Source organism: Pedobacter sp. GW822-FHT03F06, from assembly GCF_058801365.1.
Map to the genome: position 1 here is coordinate 118118 of NZ_JBXANE010000010.1, position 18494 is coordinate 136611.

15 protein-coding genes are annotated in these 18494 nt (G+C 39.4%); 3 read left to right on the plus strand and 12 right to left on the minus strand.

Going from position 1 to position 18494, the window contains the following annotated elements:
- Positions 1-90: 90 nt before the first annotated feature.
- The 6 genes from AC1RJ8_RS17895 to sucD all read right to left on the minus strand — a co-directional run bounded on the left by AC1RJ8_RS17895 (position 91) and on the right by sucD (position 6794).
- Entirely contained in the window at positions 91-2475 is a 2385-nt protein-coding gene (locus AC1RJ8_RS17895) for a ribonucleoside-diphosphate reductase subunit alpha (protein ID WP_057931928.1), read from the minus strand.
- Positions 2476-2665: 190 nt separating this feature from the next.
- Positions 2666-3637, minus strand: coding sequence for a ribonucleoside-diphosphate reductase small subunit (locus AC1RJ8_RS17900; protein WP_025145778.1), 972 nt, complete (start codon positions 3635-3637; stop codon positions 2666-2668).
- 456 nt (positions 3638-4093) lie between these two features.
- Positions 4094-4474: a septal ring lytic transglycosylase RlpA family protein gene (locus tag AC1RJ8_RS17905; protein ID WP_492954845.1), complete on the minus strand. Its 381-nt coding sequence runs from the start codon at positions 4472-4474 to the stop codon at positions 4094-4096.
- A 144-nt stretch (positions 4475-4618) separates the two neighbouring features.
- Complete coding sequence (locus AC1RJ8_RS17910; RefSeq protein ID WP_492954844.1) at positions 4619-5122, minus strand: methionine-R-sulfoxide reductase; 504 nt, start codon at positions 5120-5122, stop codon at positions 4619-4621.
- A 219-nt stretch (positions 5123-5341) separates the two neighbouring features.
- On the minus strand, positions 5342-5734 hold the full coding sequence (locus AC1RJ8_RS17915) for a GxxExxY protein (RefSeq protein ID WP_492954843.1): 393 nt from the start codon (positions 5732-5734) through the stop codon (positions 5342-5344).
- A 187-nt stretch (positions 5735-5921) separates the two neighbouring features.
- Positions 5922-6794 carry a succinate--CoA ligase subunit alpha gene (sucD, locus tag AC1RJ8_RS17920; RefSeq protein ID WP_057931931.1) on the minus strand — a complete coding sequence of 291 codons (873 nt, stop codon included), beginning with the start codon at positions 6792-6794 and terminating at the stop codon, positions 5922-5924.
- A 638-nt stretch (positions 6795-7432) separates the two neighbouring features.
- Between sucD and AC1RJ8_RS17925 the strand changes: the two genes are divergently transcribed.
- Positions 7433-7861: a cupin domain-containing protein gene (locus tag AC1RJ8_RS17925; RefSeq protein WP_492954842.1), complete on the plus strand. Its 429-nt coding sequence runs from the start codon at positions 7433-7435 to the stop codon at positions 7859-7861.
- Positions 7862-7950: 89 nt separating this feature from the next.
- Positions 7951-8640, plus strand: coding sequence for a VIT1/CCC1 transporter family protein (locus AC1RJ8_RS17930; protein ID WP_492954841.1), 690 nt, complete (start codon positions 7951-7953; stop codon positions 8638-8640).
- Positions 8641-8851: 211 nt separating this feature from the next.
- Here the strand turns inward: AC1RJ8_RS17930 and rlmF are convergent, their stop codons facing one another.
- From rlmF to AC1RJ8_RS17960, 6 genes are all read right to left on the minus strand, one after another.
- On the minus strand, positions 8852-9868 hold the full coding sequence (gene rlmF / locus AC1RJ8_RS17935; protein WP_492954840.1) for a 23S rRNA (adenine(1618)-N(6))-methyltransferase RlmF: 1017 nt from the start codon (positions 9866-9868) through the stop codon (positions 8852-8854).
- A gap of 206 nt (positions 9869-10074) precedes the next feature.
- Complete coding sequence (gene dctA, locus AC1RJ8_RS17940; protein WP_492954839.1) at positions 10075-11361, minus strand: C4-dicarboxylate transporter DctA; 1287 nt, start codon at positions 11359-11361, stop codon at positions 10075-10077.
- Between the two features lie 61 nt (positions 11362-11422).
- Positions 11423-12448: an isoaspartyl peptidase/L-asparaginase family protein gene (locus AC1RJ8_RS17945; protein ID WP_492954838.1), complete on the minus strand. Its 1026-nt coding sequence runs from the start codon at positions 12446-12448 to the stop codon at positions 11423-11425.
- A 57-nt stretch (positions 12449-12505) separates the two neighbouring features.
- Positions 12506-14275 carry an ABC transporter ATP-binding protein gene (locus tag AC1RJ8_RS17950; RefSeq protein WP_492954837.1) on the minus strand — a complete coding sequence of 590 codons (1770 nt, stop codon included), beginning with the start codon at positions 14273-14275 and terminating at the stop codon, positions 12506-12508.
- A gap of 123 nt (positions 14276-14398) precedes the next feature.
- Positions 14399-15151: a tRNA pseudouridine(38-40) synthase TruA gene (gene truA, locus AC1RJ8_RS17955; protein ID WP_492954836.1), complete on the minus strand. Its 753-nt coding sequence runs from the start codon at positions 15149-15151 to the stop codon at positions 14399-14401.
- Positions 15152-15224: 73 nt separating this feature from the next.
- The gene (locus AC1RJ8_RS17960; RefSeq protein ID WP_492954835.1) at positions 15225-17714 is read right to left on the minus strand and encodes a prolyl oligopeptidase family serine peptidase; all 2490 of its coding nucleotides are present in this window, start codon (positions 17712-17714) and stop codon (positions 15225-15227) included.
- A 281-nt stretch (positions 17715-17995) separates the two neighbouring features.
- On the opposite strand from AC1RJ8_RS17960, the gene AC1RJ8_RS17965 reads away from it, so the two are divergent.
- Complete coding sequence (locus tag AC1RJ8_RS17965; RefSeq protein ID WP_492954834.1) at positions 17996-18463, plus strand: DUF4293 domain-containing protein; 468 nt, start codon at positions 17996-17998, stop codon at positions 18461-18463.
- Positions 18464-18494 lie beyond the last annotated feature (31 nt).

The following is an 18494-nucleotide window of genomic DNA, read 5'->3' on the forward strand; positions in this document are numbered from 1 at the left end:
GATATGATTAGATTCGTCATCCTGAACTTGTTTCAGGATCTATGTTATACAGATGCTGAACTAAATTCAGCATGACGATATTGTGCGAGATTATCCAGAACAGCTGATACAGCCTTCTTCCATTGAACAAACTGGTCCGTCAACGATTTCTTCTGCAACCTGATCTTGTGTCATTTCAGCTGGGATAACCGCTTCAATTGCTTTTCCACCCTGGTTCTCTACTGTAAATTTAACAGCCTGAGAAGCGGCTTGTGTGCGCAAGTAATACATACCGGTTTTTAAACCTTTCTCCCATGCGTAGAAGTGCATTGAAGTTAATTTTGATGTATTTGGTGCGTTTACGAACAAGTTTAACGATTGCGATTGGCAGATATAGGCACCCCGATCGGCAGCCATATCGATGATATTACGCATCTTGATCTCCCAAACGGTTTTGTACAATTCTTTAATGTAATCAGGAATCGAATCAATCGCCTGGATTGAACCGTTAGCCAATATGATCTGATTTTTCATATCGTTGTTCCATAAACCTAATGCTACTAAATCTTTCAATAAATGTTTGTTTACCACTACAAACTCTCCGCTTAATACACGGCGGGTGTAAATGTTAGAAGTATATGGCTCGAAACATTCGTTGTTACCTAAAATCTGAGAAGTAGATGCAGTTGGCATTGGCGCAACCAATAATGAGTTGTACACACCATCTTTAACTACTTTTTTGCGTAATGCATTCCAGTCCCAACGGCCGCTATCTGGTGTAACATTCCATAAATCGAACTGGAATTTACCTTTAGATAATGGAGAACCTTTAAATGTTTGGTAAGGACCATTTTTCACAGCCAAATCGTGCGAAGCTGTCATCGAAGCAAAATAAATCGTTTCGAAAATATCTTTATTTAAACGTTTAGCCTCATCACTTTCGAAAGGTAAACGTAATAAGATAAAGGCATCAGCCAAACCTTGTACACCTAAACCAACGGGACGATGGCGCATGTTTGAGTTTTCGGCTTCTGGTACTGGATAATAGTTATGATCGATGATTTTGTTCAGGTTTAAAGTAGCCTGATACGTTACATCGTATAATTTTTGGTGATCGAAAGCACCATTGATTACGAAACGAGGCAATGCCAATGAAGCTAAATTACAAACCGCAACTTCATCTTTAGAGGTATACTCGATAATTTCGGTACATAAGTTAGAGCTCTTAATGGTACCTAGGTTCTGTTGGTTAGATTTGCTGTTTGCTGCATCTTTAAACAACATGTACGGTGTACCCGTTTCAATTTGCGAATCTAAAATGGCAAACCAAAGTTCTTGTGCTTTAATGGTTTTACGGCCACGGCCTTCTGCTTCGTATTTAGTGTATAATTCTTCAAATTCTTTGCCGAAACAATCTGCCAAACCTGGTGCTTCGTGTGGGCAGAATAAGGTCCAATCGCCATTATCTTTAACACGTTGCATAAACAAATCGTTAATCCAAAGGGCATAGAACAAATCGCGCGCACGCATTTCTTCTTTACCATGGTTTTTACGAAGATCTAAGAATTCGAAAACATCTGCATGCCAAGGCTCTAAATAAATAGCGAAAGCACCTTTACGTTTACCTCCACCCTGATCTACATAACGGGCCGTATCGTTAAATACACGTAACATTGGAATAATACCGTTACTTGTACCGTTTGTACCACCAATATACGAGCCAGTTGCACGGATATTGTGGATACTTAAACCAATACCGCCAGCACTTTGCGAAATTTTAGCCGTTTGTTTTAAAGTATCGTAAATACCCTCGATGCTATCATCCTGCATGGTTAACAAGAAACATGACGACATTTGAGGTTTTGGTGTAGCTGCGTTGAACAAAGTTGGTGTAGCATGTGTAAACCAACGCTCGCTCATTAAATTATAGGTTTTGATTGCGCTCTCGATATCTTCTTTGTGGATACCAACAGAAACACGCATAAACAAATGTTGCGGGCGCTCTACAATCTGACCGTTAACTTTTAAAAGGTAAGATTTTTCTAACGTTTTAAAACCGAAATAATCGAAACCGAAATCGCGGTCGTAAATGATAGAACTATCTAAAATATCCTTGTTTTTTTCTATAATCTCATAAACATCATCAGCAATAAGAGGAGCATCTTTCTGCGCTTTCGGGTCGAAATATTCGTACAACATTTTCATCGTACCCGAGAATGATTTAGTGGTGTTTTTATGTAGGTTAGAAACCGCAATACGTGATGCTAACAAAGCATAATCAGGGTGTTTTGTTGTTAACGAGGCAGCAGTTTCTGCAGCAAGGTTATCCAACTCCGATGTGGTTACACCATCGTATAAACCCTCGATAACCTTTTTGGCTACATCGATTGGATCTACCAGATCTGAATTTAAACTATAGCACAACTTTTGAATGCGGGCTGTGATTTTGTCAAATTGCACCGCTTCTTTGCGGCCATCTCTTTTTAGTACGAACATATTTTATGAGATTTAAGTTTTATTATTAAGTCGTGAGTATCAAGTATCAAGACCTAATCATCACTTTGTATTTTTTGTTATTTATTTATTAGTATCGAGTAGCAGGTATCAAGTAGCGAGTAGCAGGTATCAAGTAGCGGGATTTTAGTATCAAGATTAACCTTCCGCCATCTACCTTTTAGCCCTCTACCTAAAAGTCTTCATCTAAAGAAAACGCCTGTTTGTTGTTATCAGCAGAGGTTAGTACACCACTTTTCTGATAATCGCCAACACGTTTTTCGAAAAAGTTGGTTTTACCCTGCAATGAAATCATTTCCATAAAATCGAATGGATTGGTTGCATTGTAGATTTTTTTGTAACCAAGCTCCTGCAACCATCTGTCGGCCACAAATTCGATATACTGGCTCATTAATTTTGCATTCATACCAATTAAAGCAACCGGTAATGCATCAGTAATAAATTCTTTTTCAATTTCTACAGCATCACTAATAATGCCATGAACTGCTTCTTCGCTCAACTTATTGCTTAACATGCTGTAAAGTAAACAGGCAAATTCGCAGTGTGAACCTTCGTCTCTCGAGATCAGTTCGTTACTGAAAGTTAATCCCGGCATTAAACCACGTTTCTTTAACCAGAAAATAGAGCAAAAACTTCCGCTGAAGAAAATACCTTCAACCGCAGCAAATGCCACTAAACGCTCAGCAAAAGTTCCGTTTTCGATCCAGCGTAAAGCCCACTCCGCTTTTCTTTTCACCGCAGGAACAGTATCAATGGCGTGGAACAAACGGTCTTTTTCTTCGGGATCTTTAATATAAGTATCGATTAACAGCGCATAAGTTTCTGCATGGATGTTTTCCATCATGATCTGGAAACCATAAAAACAACGTGCTTCCGGCAATTGAACCTCACTCATGAAGTTTACCGCAAGGTTTTCGTTCACAATACCATCACTAGCAGAAAAGAAAGCAAGAATATGAGAAATGAAATGTCTTTCGCCATCATTTAAATTGTCCCAGTGTTTCTGGTCATCAGAAAGATCAATCTCTTCTGCAGTCCAAAAACTAGCTTCGGTCTTTTTATACATTTCCCAAATTGCCGGATACTTAATCGGCAAAAGCACAAATCTATCTTTGTTTTCTTGTAGTAATAATTCCTGTTCCATACGCTGATATTTTTAATTCTATTTTTTTAACAGGGCCGACAAAGGCACGCATCCATCAATTTTATATGATGATTGTAATGTCTTTTATCAAAACGCTGTTGTGAAAGTGCTAACTCTATTGCCTGACAAACAACTGGGTTTTTAGTTAGGGAAAATTTAAAATTGCAATCAGGTGATATACGTATAAATTACTAAAAACTAAGCTTTTATATTTGTTTTCAAGCGCAAGAAGTTAAAGAACTTTGTTATAACAAATATATATACGGCGGCCCTTTTTTGTGAACCAAAGTTGTTAACACCCTGTCCAATTGCTGGGGAAAAACGATCACTCGAATATCATTTTCAAGCGAAAAAAAAGCTAATCGTTTCTTTTCAAGGGCTTAGCAAACCAAAACGAGTGTTAATAACTTAAATTTGAGGGGTATAACAAGCCTTAAATAGAGCTAAAAAGAGTATTTACTCAACGGTATAACTAAGGCTTACTTTAGCTATGCCTTTACGGAAGATACCGATCTGTTTTGCAGCACGTTCAGACAGATCTATAGCCAATCTTTTAGAGAAAGGACCACGGTCATTTACCTTTACTACGACCGATTTTCCGTTATCTGGATTAGTTACTGTAACCAGGGTGCCGAATGGCAGCGTACGATGGGCAGCTGTTAGCTTTTTTGCCCGGTATTTGGCGCCGCTGGTGGTGCGGCGGCCTTCAAATTTTCTGTGATAATAAGTGGCGAGAACTGTTTTTTTGATGCTATCCGGTCCGTTTGATGAATCAGAATTTTGTGCTTTACCTTGTAAAAACAGGAAACAAAAACTTAATAACAGCAGATACTTCATAGGCTAAATTTTATTTATCGAGCCTGCAAATATAAGCATTTAGTTTATAATCAATAATTTGTGGAAAAACAGCCTGATTTTGTGCATTAAAAAAGGCGTACAGCTTGCCGCCATACGCCTCTACCTAACCCTTCTACATCCACCTTATTTTTGATCCGGCACGAAATTCATGGAGATAGAATTTACACAATGACGGGTGTCTTTATTGGTAAATCCTTCGCCCAAAAATACGTGGCCAAGATGCGCGCCACAGTTGGCACAAACAATTTCTGTACGGGAACCATCGGCATCAGGAATGCGCTTTACAGCACCTTTAATTTCATCATCAAAAGCAGGCCATCCGCAATGTGCATCAAACTTACTTTCCGAACGATATAGCGCTGCATTACAACGTTTACAGGTATAAGTCCCTTTATCTGTTGTATGTTCATATTTACCTGTACCAGGGTATTCTGTACCTTTATTTACAATTACTCTTTCTTCTTCGGGTGTTAATGGATTCCAGTTCATTTTCTTCTTTGGTATGATTTGTTCTGTTTCCTTCGATTGTTTTATGGCTTTCTTATCTTGCTTTTGGGCACAAGCAGAAAGACCTGTTATTAAAACAACAGCAGTAAGCAAAAATAGTTTATTTAACATCGTTTTCATATATCAATATACGACATAGATTTTGTTTTGGTTTGCTGGTTTAGTGGTTTGTATGAGTGTTTACAAAGGAATGATAATTCAGTTTGGCGTTGAGAGCTTTCAGTTAGGAGTTGGAAGTTTTTAGATGCTAAATGCACCATCATTCGAGAGATCGCTGGTTTGCCATGGAAGACTCGGAAAGTTTTTTTGCCACGGAAGCACGGAAGACACGGAAAATGATTAAAAAACAACGCGTCTTATTTCTAAAGTAGGCTTGCCAAAGTTTAATATTAAACCAACGCTACATTCTGAGCATTTCAAGTAGTTTATAGCTTGAGCCAAATCTTCATTCGCTATTCCACTTTTTGATTTTATTTCTAAAACTACAGTATCAAAAACTATAAAATCAGCATAAAAACTATGCGGAAGTAAAACATCCTTATAGTAAACAGGATAATGTTTTTCTCTCTCATAAAAGTATCCGCGACTTTCAAATTCGATACAAAGCGCATCCTTATAAACGATCTCAAGAAAACCACAACCCAAATCCTTATGAACTTCAATTGCAGCATTAATAATTAAATCAGTTTCATTTTTATAGGGAAGATTACCTTGTTTTATTTGATAATCCATAAATGAGAATTTTAACTAAGCTAATTAAATTTTCTAATTTTTTTCTCTTTTTTATTCTGTGCCTTCCGTGTTTCCGTGGCAATTAATTTACCTTTTTTTTCCTCTATTGTACGATGGCAACCTGGCCAAACAAAAAAAGCGTCCCGAAGTTAATCGAAACGCTTTTCTATAAAGAGATTTTTAAATCTTATTTTGCTAATTCTTCTGCCATTGCAGCACCGATTTCAGCAGGACTTTCTACTACACGGATACCACACTCGCGCATGATTTTCATTTTAGCAGCTGCAGTATCATCAGCACCGCCAACAATAGCACCAGCGTGGCCCATTCTACGTCCCGGAGGCGCAGTTTGACCAGCGATGAAACCAACAACAGGTTTAGTACCGTTTTCTTTAATCCAACGGGCTGCTTCTGCTTCCATTCCACCACCAATTTCACCAATCATGATGATACCGTGAGTTTCAGGATCGTTCATTAATAATTTCACCGCTTCTACAGTTGGTGTTCCGATAATTGGGTCACCACCGATACCGATAGCCGTAGTAATACCTAAACCAGCTTTAACCACCTGGTCTACTGCTTCGTAAGTTAAAGTTCCCGATTTAGAAACCACTCCTACATGACCTTTTTTGAAGATAAAACCTGGCATAATACCTATTTTAGCTTCATCAGCAGTAATTACACCCGGGCAGTTAGGGCCGATAAGCGTAACATCGCGGTCAGCAATATATTCTTTAACCTGAATCATATCCTTAGTTGGAATACCTTCAGTAATACAAACAATAACTTTAATACCACCTTCGGCAGCTTCCATAATGGCATCAGCAGCAAAAGCTGGTGGCACGAAAATGATAGATACATTTGCACCCGTTTTATCAACGGCATCTTTAACAGTATTAAAAACAGGCTTTTCTAAATGCAATTGCCCACCTTTGCCAGGCGTTACACCACCAACTACGTTTGTACCATAGGCCAGCATCTGCTCAGCGTGGTAAGTTCCTTCGTTTCCGGTAAAACCCTGAACGATAACCTTAGAATCTTTATTTACTAAAACGCTCATGTATCAATATTTTTTTTGTGCAAAGCTAATATTATTGTAATGGAATTCAAATCTAAAACCATATTATTTAGTCTGTTTTTTCAGTAAAATGTAAGGAAATGCTTTATGGCAGCTGTAGCCCGCTATATAGATTGTAATAGCAAAATGAATAGGAAACATTTAGACTAAAGACCAAAGCGGAAAGACTAAAGCTAAAGACGTGATGCAGAATTAACTATCGTGATGTTTCGCGCCTCCGTATGAATAAAGAATAATACCTTTTAGGCATTATACCTGGAGCAAGCCCTTCGGCTATAAACCTGACAGTAACGGCAGCCTCCGATTTTTTCTATCGGAGCTACAGTGGATGGCAGGACTTCACTTGCCAAGAACCACAAACCGTTCGTTTTCAAATCAAAAACATTAAGGCTTAAGATTAGGAAATGAGCAGTCCTGTGCTTTTGGGGAGCTCCACTCCCACTCTCCGTTCTTTCCGATGAAGAATCGGAACCACTGCGATCGGGTTTATTAACAAAGTGATGGTGCTTGTGGCAACATCCATGCAAAACGCCTAAATTTACCTTTTGAGCGAAAAGACTAAAGACCAAAGCGGGAAGTCTAAAAACCCAGACAAAACTTAAGCCAATTATAAAACGTATATGATCAAGAAGCTAATCCCAATCGTAACCATTTTTACTGCTACTTTTATTTCAGTTAAGGCCAGTGCACAAAGTACCGATACGAGTAAATATATCCTTCAAAACGATATTGAAGTAGCTAAAGAAGAACCCGGTACACATAACGGTGGGGGCAAAACCATCGGCTTTAACTTTTTTGCGGAGGCGAAAAGCCTGAAAACGGTCTTTAAAAAACGTACTTTAAAATCGGGCTCTGCTATAGGCTATCATTTGCAGAAAGAGGATGAAATTTATTATGTGATTAGTGGAAACGGAACCATGCAGATGAACGGAAAAACTTTCGCTGTTAAACCTGGTGATGCCATTTTAACCCGCCCTGGCAGTTCGCATGGTATTGCCCCGAATACGGGTAATGATTTGACTATTCTGATTGTTTACGAGAAGAAATGATGATATTAGGAGTTGCGTTAGTTTTTCATCCCCCAGCCCCCTTCGAAGGGGGACATTGAATACTACAAGTACAGCATACTTAACCAAAAATGGAATTAGAAAAACATTATACCAATAGAACAGGTTGGCTAAGGGCGGCAGTGCTTGGGGCCAACGACGGCATTATTTCTACAGCCAGTTTAGTTATTGGTATTGCCGCAGCGAGCGATACCAGAAGTCCGATTGTATTGGCGGCACTGGCCGGTTTGGTTGCCGGAGCATTATCTATGGCTGCCGGAGAATATGTTTCCGTAAGTTCTCAGTCGGATATTGAAAAAGCAGATTTGGCGAGAGAAAAGATAGAACTCGAAACCATGCCCGAATTGGAACTGAAAGAGCTTGCAAAGATATATGTTGCGCAGGGGCTTGACGAAGATCTGGCCATGCAGGTAGCCATAAAATTAACCGAAAAAGATGCCTTAGGCACACATGCCAGAGATGAACTGGGTATTAACGAAATTACACAGCCCAAACCGCTTCAAGCTGCTTTTGCATCTGGAGCCTCCTTTATCAGCGGCGGTATTTTACCTTTTTTAGTTGCTTTTCTTGCCCCAATAAAATCGATGGTGTTTTACCAATACGGTTTCGCTATTATGTTCCTAGCTTTATCGGGGGCAATTGCGGCAAAGGCAGGAGGCTCTAGTATGATTAAAGGAATATTGCGGATTTGTTTCTGGGGAACAGTGGCCATGGTAATAACTGCTCTGGCCGGGTATATTTTTGAAGCAAAGACCAGTTAATCAATGGGCAGTTTACAGTTCTCGGTTGACGGTTCTATAGTTGCAAAATCTGCGCACATCCGTGTAATCTGTGTGAACCATTTAAACGTATTTATTCCCGCTGATTTTAAATGATAAACGCAGAATGTAGCTTGGCTTTTCCCGTATCATAATCCTAAAAACGAAAAGCCGGACTAACTTTATAATCCGGCTTTGCTTTACTATTATTAGACTAAAGACTTTTAACTTCAGCCTTTGGACTATCTGCTTTTGGTTTCGGTTCGGTTTTCCAGGCTTTTACCCATTCAGCTTGTGCAGCTTCGTCATGAAAGGTCCACGCTACGAAACGGCTTATTTTTTGCCCCTGGCTCATTTGAACGGTGGTAACCTCAAAAGCATTTGCTTTAACCAATGCGCTGTAGATACTTTTTAAGTTAGCACTTTTTGATACCAATGACGTAAACCATAAAACCTGATTTTTGATCTGCTCGCTCTGGATAATCATCTGCTCTACGAAAGCACGCTCACCACCCGGGCACCAAAGTTCGGCCTTGTTACCGCCAAAGTTTAATACGTGTTTTACTTCCTTTTCATTTCCGCCCAGGTTACGCCATTTCTGACGGGTACCTTGCTCGGCTTCTTTTAAAGAAGCATGAAACGGTGGGTTACAAACTACCGCATCGAACCTTTCTTTACCACCTACAACACCTCTAAAAATACCCATTTTTGAAGATTGCTGACGGATTTCTACTGCCCCTTGTAATGGTTTATTGGCTTCGATAATGCGTTTTGCCGAATCGACCGAAAGTGGATCGATCTCAGAACCTACGAAACTCCAGCCATATTCCTGGTGCCCAATGATGGGGTAAATACAGTTAGCACCTACGCCGATATCTAATACATTGATGTTAGCTCCTTTTGGATTTTTACCCTTATTGCTCGACCCTAAAAGATCGGCAACGTAATGGATATAATCAGCCCGGCCCGGAATAGGCGGACAAAGAAAATCCTGAGGAATGTCCCATTGTGAAATGTTATAGAAATACTTCAACAATGCCCTATTAAGTGCCTTAACGGCACTTTGATCAGCAAAATCAATAGAATCATCATTGTGTTCGTTTTTAAAAACGAAACGTTTTAATTCTTTTGAGGTTGCAATAAGTTGTTTGAAATTGTAACGCGAACGGTGTTTGTTGCGTGGGTGTAACTCGCTTTTTTCTTTGCGGTTATTTTGTTCTTCTTGAGCCAATGTGCTGTGGATTAATTAAACAAGCTGTGTGCATGTTTCTACGACAAAGGTACATAAAAAAGGTTGAAGGTGTGAAGGCTGAGGGTAGAAGGGTTTTGCATGTGCTATAAAAACAAAGATTTACGATAACATAAATACAAGAAATTTTCCGTGATTTCTGTGCTTCCGTGGCTAAATTATCTGCACCCAGAACTGAAAACTCACAACTACACCTCCTCTGCTTTTTCTATCATTGCAGGCTGAATGGCTTTCTGATACTTTGCCTCATCGAACTGCTTTTCGCTTTTAGCTATCACTATCGTAGCCACGCCGTTCCCGATTACATTGGTTATTGCTCTGGCTTCACTCATAAAACGATCTACGCCAATTAATATGGAGATATGTTCTATCGGCATAATTTTCAAAGCGGTTAAGGTTGAGACCAAAACGATAAAACCACTACCCGTTACCCCAGCAGCACCTTTAGAGGTAACCATGAGCACACCTAAAACCGTAATCTGCTGACCTAAGGATAAATCGACATGAAAAACCTGACAAAGAAATATAACGGCCATGGCCAGGTAAATTGCCGTTCCATCAAGATTAAAGGAATAGCCGGTAGGAATAACCAAACCAACAACTGATTTATCGCAACCAATAGCCTCCATTTTCTGCATCATGCTTGGCAGGGCCGATTCAGAAGAAGAAGTACCCAGTACAATTAAAATTTCCTGTCGGATATACTTCAGGTAAGCCCATAGGCTAAATTTATAGTACATGCAAATTCCATTTAAAACGATAAAAATGAACAGGATGCAGGTTAAATAAACCGAACCCATTAGTTTAGCCATGCCCACTATGCTTTCCAAACCATGTGTACCAATGCTGAAAGCCATTCCGCCGAAAGCACCAATTGGTGCTAAACGCATAATTACCTTCATAATTTTGAAGAGTACTTTCGATATTTTATCGAAGGCATTTAAAACGCTTGTTCCCTCTCCGCCCAATTTATTCAGGCCATAACCAAAAAGAATGGCAAACAGCAAAATCTGTAAAATATTTCCTTCAGCAAAAGCGGCAATCACATTATGCGGAATAATATGCAGGAAAAATTCTGCCCAGTTCATATCTTTAGCCTGCTCGGCATAACCTACAATTTTTGTAGCATCGCTAGCCTTAGTTATCATTCCGGCACCCGGCTTTAAAATATTAGCCACCAATAAACCAATTGCAATAGCCACTGTGCTTACAATTTCGAAATATAACAATGCTTTGCCACCCACCCTGCCTACTTTTTTCATATCGCCCATGTGTGCGATTCCTAAAACAATGGTAAAGAATATAATTGGTGCAATTAACATGCTAATCAGGTTGATAAAACCCTGACTGATTAATTTAGCCGTGGGCGCAAAACCCGGGAAGAAAATCCCAACATTAATCCCAATTATGATGGCTATGATAACCTGAAAGGTTAAGTTGGCAAATAATTTCTTTACGAATTCTATAAATGTCATCTTTATTTTTTTAGGTGTTTTGGCTTGCTATTGAATACGACAGAGTAGGCATAAAATAATTTTATTTATAAATACTGACTTCAATTTTCCCGTCGGCAGTAATTGCGCCTCTATACATGCCTTCGGTATTAAATGGCATAGCTATATTGCCTTTTTTATCTAAAGCAATTAAACCACCATCACCACCCATTTTGCCTACTTTATCTAAAGCAATTTTCGATGCCTCTGCAACAGACAATCCCTTATATTCCATTAAATCGGAAATCGTTTTGGCCACCACATTGCGGATATAAAACTCGCCCCAACCAGTACAGGAAATACCAGCCGTTTCGTTATTGCAATAAGTACCCGCACCAATAATCGGCGCATCGCCCACACGTCCGTATTTTTTGTTCGTCATACCACCGGTTGATGTTCCAGCTGCCAGGTTTCCAGCCTTGTCTAAAGCCACGCAACCCACTGTACCGAATTTGTAATCGTGGTTTTTAATTCCAAATAATTCCGATTTCTTGTTTCCATGATCTAACACCGCTTTGGTAGAATCTTCTTTAATGGCTTTTTGTAAGCCATCCCAACGTTCCTTAGTCCAGAAATATTTAGGATCAACGATTTCCAGTCCGACTTCTTTTGCAAATTGATCGGCACCAGCGCCAACCATCATTACATGTTCCGATTTTTCCATCACGGCCCTGGCTGCAGAAATTGGATTTTTTATGGTAGTTACTCCGGCAACCGATCCAGCCATTAAGGTTTTTCCATCCATTATTGCGGCATCGAGCTCATTTCTGCCATCATGAGTAAAAACAGCGCCTTTACCCGCATTAAAATGAGGATCGTTTTCTAAAACGTGAATGGTTGCCTCAACAGCATCGAGGCTCGATTTACCTGCTTTAATTTCTGCATAGCCTGCATTTAATGCTTTTGTTAAGGCAGCGATATAAGCAGCCTCTTTTTCGGGACTCATGTTCTTTTTGAGAATGGTGCCGGCACCACCGTGAATCACCATTACATATTTTTTCTGCTGTGCAGAAACCTGCAAGGCTAAAGCCGAAAACAAGAACAAGGCAAGTAATTTTAACCGTTTCATCCTCCTATTGGGTTTAAGAAGCTGTTAAATTAAGAAAATCCTCGGGAATAAATGTGTTTAAACTTTAGCTATCCCTTTGGATGAGAACTGCAGATCGTAAAGTTTTTTATAATAGCCGTTTAACTTTAACAATTGTTGGTGGGTTCCTTTTTCTTTTATCTCGCCCTTATCGAGCACAATAATCTGATCGGCCTTTTGAATGGTGGATAAACGGTGGGCAATTACAATTGAGGTTCGGCCTTCCATTAAGTTATCAATGGCTTTCTGGATCAATAATTCGGTTTCGGTGTCAACGGATGAAGTGGCCTCATCTAAAACCAAAATAGCCGGATTATGCACGAGGGCGCGGATAAACGAAATCAATTGCGCCTGGCCAGCTGACAGGGTAGCTCCCCTTTCCATTACATTATACTGATAACCACCCGGTAAACGTTCGATAAAATCGTGCGCACCAACCTTTTTAGCAGCATTCACCACTTCTTCGATGGTAATTTCGGGGTTATTTAGTGTAATGTTGTTTAAAATGGTATCTGAAAACAAGAAAACATCCTGAAGTACAGTGGCAATATGGCTTCTTAAATAATCCAGATCAAAATCTTCGATATGAATGCCATCTACGGTGATATCTCCCTTTTTCACTTCATAAAAACGGTTCAGGATATTAATGGTAGAAGATTTACCAGCACCTGTAGCGCCTACCAAGGCCACAGTTTCGCCAGCCTTCACTTCAAATGTAAGGTCTTTCAGTACGTAGTTCTCATCATTATAGGCAAACCAAACCTTTTCGAATTTAATATTTCCGTCTAATCTGGCTGGCTTTTGCGTCCCCGTATTTGGCGTAGTTTCGTCAGTATCCAAAACTTTAAAAACACGTTCGGCGCCAACCATACCCATCTGTAATGTGTTAAATTTATCTGCCAACTGGCGGATTGGCGTAAACACCATCCCCAGGTACATGATAAACTGTGTGATCGTTCCGGGCGTTACATCTAACGGTTTAGAAAGGATACTTTTTGCGCCGTACCATACCAACAAACCTAAAGACATGGCTGATATTAACTCAACCACCGGAAAAAAGATAGAATAATACCAGTTAGAACGGATATTGGCATCGCGATAGCGCTTATTAATGGCATAGAATTTTCTGTATTCCTGTTTCTCCCTTGCAAAATACTGCACAATAGAAACGCCAGTAATGTGTTCTTGCAAAAAAGTGTTCAGGTTAGAAACCTCATTCCTGATTTCCTGGAAAGCAACCTTAATCGCTTTCTGAAATTTTCGGGTAGCAATAATCAACAACGGAATGGGCAAAAGCACCACTAAACTCAATTGCCAATCGGTGTATAACATTACGCACACAATCACCACCACCTGCAAACTATCGCCTATCATCGAGATTAAACCTTCCGAAAAGATATCAGCAATGGTTTCCAAATCGGAAACAGTTCTGGTAATTAATTGTCCGATGGGTGTTTTATCAAAGAACTTTAAGCGGAGTTTGGTAATGTGGTTAAAAACATTGATCCGAAGATCGCGGATAACCGATTGCCCCAGTGTATTGGTTAAAAGTGTGTGATTATACTGGATCAAAGTCTGTAAGATCAACATAAAGATCATCAGCATAGTCATATTTACCAGACCAGAATAATTACCTGTTAAAATATAATGATCGAGTGTATATTTAATTAAAAACGGACGCACCGGAGAAATGGCCGCCAGCAGAATGGTTAAAATAACCGACCACACAAAAACGGCACGGTAAGGCTTTACGTATTGAAAAATACGTTTCAGTAATCCGGTGTTATATACGTCGCCTGTAACTGCCATGCTTATGGTTTAAGGTGTAAGGTTTAGGGTTTAAGGCCCTACATATCTTACACAAATTTCAATAAAGGAAAAGTTTATCTTGTAAAGCGGTCGCCAAACCTTTTACCTTACACCTTTAACCTTCTACCTTATATAAGGGTATTCTATCTTCACTAAGTATAAACCGCAAGCAGGCACCGATTGCCCGGCATTGCTGCGGTTTTTACTTTCTATTATTGCTTTAAAATCCGTTAAATTTATTTCTTTTTTACCAATCTGTACCAAAGTACCCATAATGGCCCTCACCATGTTCCTCAAAAAACGATCGGCCTGGATGGTAAAAACTAATCCATCTTCCTGCTGCTCGAAAACGGCTTTGGTTATTTTACAGTTATTTGTAAAAGTTTGCGTGTTTGATTTACTAAAACACGAAAAATCAGTATAATTTAATAACAGTGAGGCCGCATTGTTCATCGCTTCTACATCCAATTTATCTTTAACCAACCATGACCGGTTAAGTTTAAAAGGATTTTTTTCAAAGTGAATATAGTATTTGTAAGCGCGGGCGGTTGCATCAAAGCGGGCATGGGCATCATCATGCACGGGAATAATTTTTTTTACCGCAATTTGATAGGGCAACATGGCATTGATGCCTGTTACTGCGTTTAAAACCTTTGCCTCTTCTACACCTTCCACATCAAAATGGGCATAAAAATCAGTTGCGTGCACGCCAGCATCCGTTCTGCCGCAACCCAAAGACTCTATTGGCTGTCTAAAAAAAACAGACATCGCCTTATCCAACAATTCCTGAACGGTGATTGCATTAGGCTGTGTTTGCCAGCCATGGTACAAGCTGCCATCATAAGCCAATTGGATGAAATACCTTTTTTTACTCAAAGTGATGCAAAAATACTTTTTTCCTTTTTATTTAGAAGGAAAGCGCGCTACATTTATTATAAGTAGCCCGTAACTAAAGCTTAGCGGTATTTTTTTCGTCAAATTGCCATTTATTATCGTAAAAACCAGCCAGCTTTATGCCTTTGCTTCCTTCTTTTGGTAATTCAGACGAAAATATCATAAAATCAGGAAAACCGCTACCGCCGGCAAAATATTGGTTGGCATAAGCCGCTTTCATCCCCGTTACCCCGGTACTGGCCACTACGCCTATCAATAGTTTACTGTCCTGTTGAGGCCAAATGTAATAAGCTGCTAAATCATCACCTTTCCAGCTGCCTTGTCCTGTGGTTATTTGCGAATTGCTTACCTGTATCGGGCAATCTTTCAGTAATGTTTTCCAGGCTGTATTATTTTCGGAATTTCCGTACAAAATAATATTACGCCCCTGGTATTTTGATGCCGAAAATTCTTTATCCATGATGATATCAATTGCGCCGTTACCACGGTAATACCAACTTTCAGCGTCGTATCTGGCTTTATTTAAATTAGCCAGATTGGCTTCGGCAGTGCCATTTGTCCCCACTACAAAAACCATTTTATGATTAAAAGCCTCTTTAAAAGTGCCATATCGCAACGGGTTTTTATCTCTTTTATCAATTTTGGTGATGATTTGCCATGCTTCGTTATTTTTCTCCAAAAACAGGGTATCGTTAATACTTTGTGTGGTATAATTAATAGCCGTTAAACTATCTAAAGTAATTTTTATGGGTGTTTTAGCTGCAAAATCTGTTAAAGCCAACTTTAAAAGCGCAACGTTTTCGGTTTTACCAACAATGGTTGATAGCTTCCTGTCTCTTGTTAAAGTGATGCGACTATATTGTAAAGGCTGCGTTTGCTGATAAATGGTGGCCCAGCGGTAGGTAGCCGAAATACCCGGACTGGATGTGGTAAAATCGATTCGGTTTACAGCAGAATCGGCGGCAATAGTATGCCACTTAAAAAAACTAAAAATAGGTGGCCAATCTACACTTTGATCGCCAAACCAATGCTCGCCGCCCGGGTATTCGTAATAACTAAAATCGGCATGAAAACCAGCAAGCAATTCCTTCATTTGTCTTGCATAACTAACCGGTACGACCCTATCGGCATCACCGTGAAGAATATAAACACCCAGTGGTGTATAATTAGTTACTAATTTCGGAACATCGCTCTGGTTTCCAGCCCTTAACAACATCCTTTCTATCAGATTTTTACTGCTATCAGGAATTTTCCCATCAGCAGAGCCGTAATCTTTAAGCGAAGCATAACCAGCAGCAGGCGCAATAGCAGCCCATTTATCGGGATAAGTGGCACCTAAAAACCACGTTCCGTGGCCGCCCATAGAATGGCCGGTGAGGTAAATCTGTTTATCGTTTGGTTTAAACTGATCTTTTGCCATAGCCAATACTTCTAAAGCATCCTGACGGCCCCAATCTTCCCAATTAAAACCGCGTGGCCTGCGGTTAGTAGCGGCAACCACTGTTCCCCAGTCTTTAGATTTATAGGCTTTCGCCTGACCAATAGCTTCTACACCAGCACCATGTACAGAAAGAAATAATGCTGAATTTGGTTTCCAGCCGTTAAGTTGCGGCGTAACTGCGAAATACTGCAAGCTGCCGTCAATTTTACTGATAAAAGTCTGTTTATAGCTTGATGAATTGCTTAAAGCTTCAATTACAATCGTTTTCTGATCTAAAATTGTCTTGTTTTGCAGCAGCTGTATTTCAAGATTATAATTACCTGATGTGCTTATAGCACTTGCATCCAGTTCAAAAATCACCTTTCGCATGCTGAGTTTTGCAATGCGCGAAATGGCCACTTCCCGCTGTTTGCCATTTAAGATGGTTTTAATGTGCAAATCGTTAACATCCTTTAATGAAGAATTACTTACCGTTAATGCACCACTTAATACAGTGTTTGCCTGATTAAGCACAATGCTCGGCAAGGTAATATCATCCGTATGAATAAGTAACTTTTTGGTGTTAATAATAATCATTGGCAATATGCTGGCACCTCTTACAAAAAGTTCGTTTACACCTTTTTTTAATTGAACCGGAATATTCATATAAGCCGATGCATAAGGATCGCCCATATGTGGCGTACCATTGAAAAACAAACTATTGCCACCAATTACATTTAAAATTGCAGTTTGTTCTTTAGGAGAAGTGTAAGCAATGTAGATATAATCAGAACCCCTATCTATGCTCCCCGGATTTAGGAAAGGATTATTGGTAGTCTGAAAAGATCTTCTAGTGAATGCACTAAAACGGCCATTAGCATCTGCTTTAATGGCTTTCCATAATACTTTTTGACCATCTTTTCCTGCTGAAAACGCTCCGTTTTCGGTCGGCTTTTCTAATTTTCCATTGGCCATTTGCCAGGCCAGTAAATCGGTATAAACAGCTTCTCGCCCATAACGGCTACCACTGGCTACCGTTAATGCCTGTTCAAATTTAAGGGTATCTTGAGCAAAGGTGTTTGTTGCAGCAAGCAGGAGAATTAGAAAAAGTATTTTTTTGAGCATAAATCGTTTTATTGGCATGGTTGATCAAAGTTAACCGATTTAAAAGACCGCCATCGCAGAACAGCTGGATGTAATACCTTTTTTACTCAAAGCGATCTAAAAATACAGTTGAGGAAAAATACTAAATAGTGCATTTGGCGTTAAGTGTTTGGCGTTGGGCGGAAAATATCTATCATAAATTGCATTTAATGCATCTTATTAATCCCTGGCCTGGCCGGGAACTTTAATCTTTCTTTCTTTTCTCAAAAAAGGCTAGATTTGTTCCCATACATTTTTCATTCATGATACAAAGAATACAATCGATCTGGCTCTTTTTAGCAGCACTAACCTTAGTTTTAATGTTGTTTTTACCCATCGCCACAAAAGATGTTGCAGGAACAGAATCAGCGGTATACACCACCGGGCTATACCAAACTTTAACCATTAAGGCAGGCATAGGTCTTAAAGTTCAATCTTTTCTACCTTTAATTATCACCAACATAGCTGTTGCATTTATTTGTTTAATTAATATCTTCAACTATAAAAAAAGAAGTTTTCAAAAACGCATTGCAGTTATTTCGATCATTCTAATTGGAGGTTTTGCTTTTTGGTGCAGTGTTTATGCTAAAAAACTACCTGGTGGTATTGAAGGTGCCAGTTTTGGTATTGGTGCTTATTTACCGGCATTGGCCATTTTATTCGTTGTACTGGCTATTTTTGGCATCAATAAAGATGAAAGATTAATCCGTTCTGCTGAAAGGTTAAGATAGAAATACATCGACAGAGAATAATTAATCACAG

What these genes read in the sequence shown, in the direction of transcription:
- AC1RJ8_RS17895 (WP_057931928.1), bottom strand. Translation starts at nt 2,475, where the DNA reads ATGTTCGTACTAAAAAGAGATGGCCGCAAAGAAGCGGTGCAATTTGAC.
- AC1RJ8_RS17900 (WP_025145778.1), bottom strand. Translation starts at nt 3,637, where the DNA reads ATGGAACAGGAATTATTACTACAAGAAAACAAAGATAGATTTGTGCTT.
- AC1RJ8_RS17905 (WP_492954845.1), bottom strand. Translation starts at nt 4,474, where the DNA reads ATGAAGTATCTGCTGTTATTAAGTTTTTGTTTCCTGTTTTTACAAGGT.
- AC1RJ8_RS17910 (WP_492954844.1), bottom strand. Translation starts at nt 5,122, where the DNA reads ATGAAAACGATGTTAAATAAACTATTTTTGCTTACTGCTGTTGTTTTA.
- AC1RJ8_RS17915 (WP_492954843.1), bottom strand. Translation starts at nt 5,734, where the DNA reads ATGGATTATCAAATAAAACAAGGTAATCTTCCCTATAAAAATGAAACT.
- sucD (WP_057931931.1), bottom strand. Translation starts at nt 6,794, where the DNA reads ATGAGCGTTTTAGTAAATAAAGATTCTAAGGTTATCGTTCAGGGTTTT.
- AC1RJ8_RS17925 (WP_492954842.1), top strand. Translation starts at nt 7,433, where the DNA reads ATGATCAAGAAGCTAATCCCAATCGTAACCATTTTTACTGCTACTTTT.
- AC1RJ8_RS17930 (WP_492954841.1), top strand. Translation starts at nt 7,951, where the DNA reads ATGGAATTAGAAAAACATTATACCAATAGAACAGGTTGGCTAAGGGCG.
- dctA (WP_492954839.1), bottom strand. Translation starts at nt 11,361, where the DNA reads ATGACATTTATAGAATTCGTAAAGAAATTATTTGCCAACTTAACCTTT.
- AC1RJ8_RS17945 (WP_492954838.1), bottom strand. Translation starts at nt 12,448, where the DNA reads ATGAAACGGTTAAAATTACTTGCCTTGTTCTTGTTTTCGGCTTTAGCC.
- AC1RJ8_RS17950 (WP_492954837.1), bottom strand. Translation starts at nt 14,275, where the DNA reads ATGGCAGTTACAGGCGACGTATATAACACCGGATTACTGAAACGTATT.
- AC1RJ8_RS17960 (WP_492954835.1), bottom strand. Translation starts at nt 17,714, where the DNA reads ATGCTCAAAAAAATACTTTTTCTAATTCTCCTGCTTGCTGCAACAAAC.
- AC1RJ8_RS17965 (WP_492954834.1), top strand. Translation starts at nt 17,996, where the DNA reads ATGATACAAAGAATACAATCGATCTGGCTCTTTTTAGCAGCACTAACC.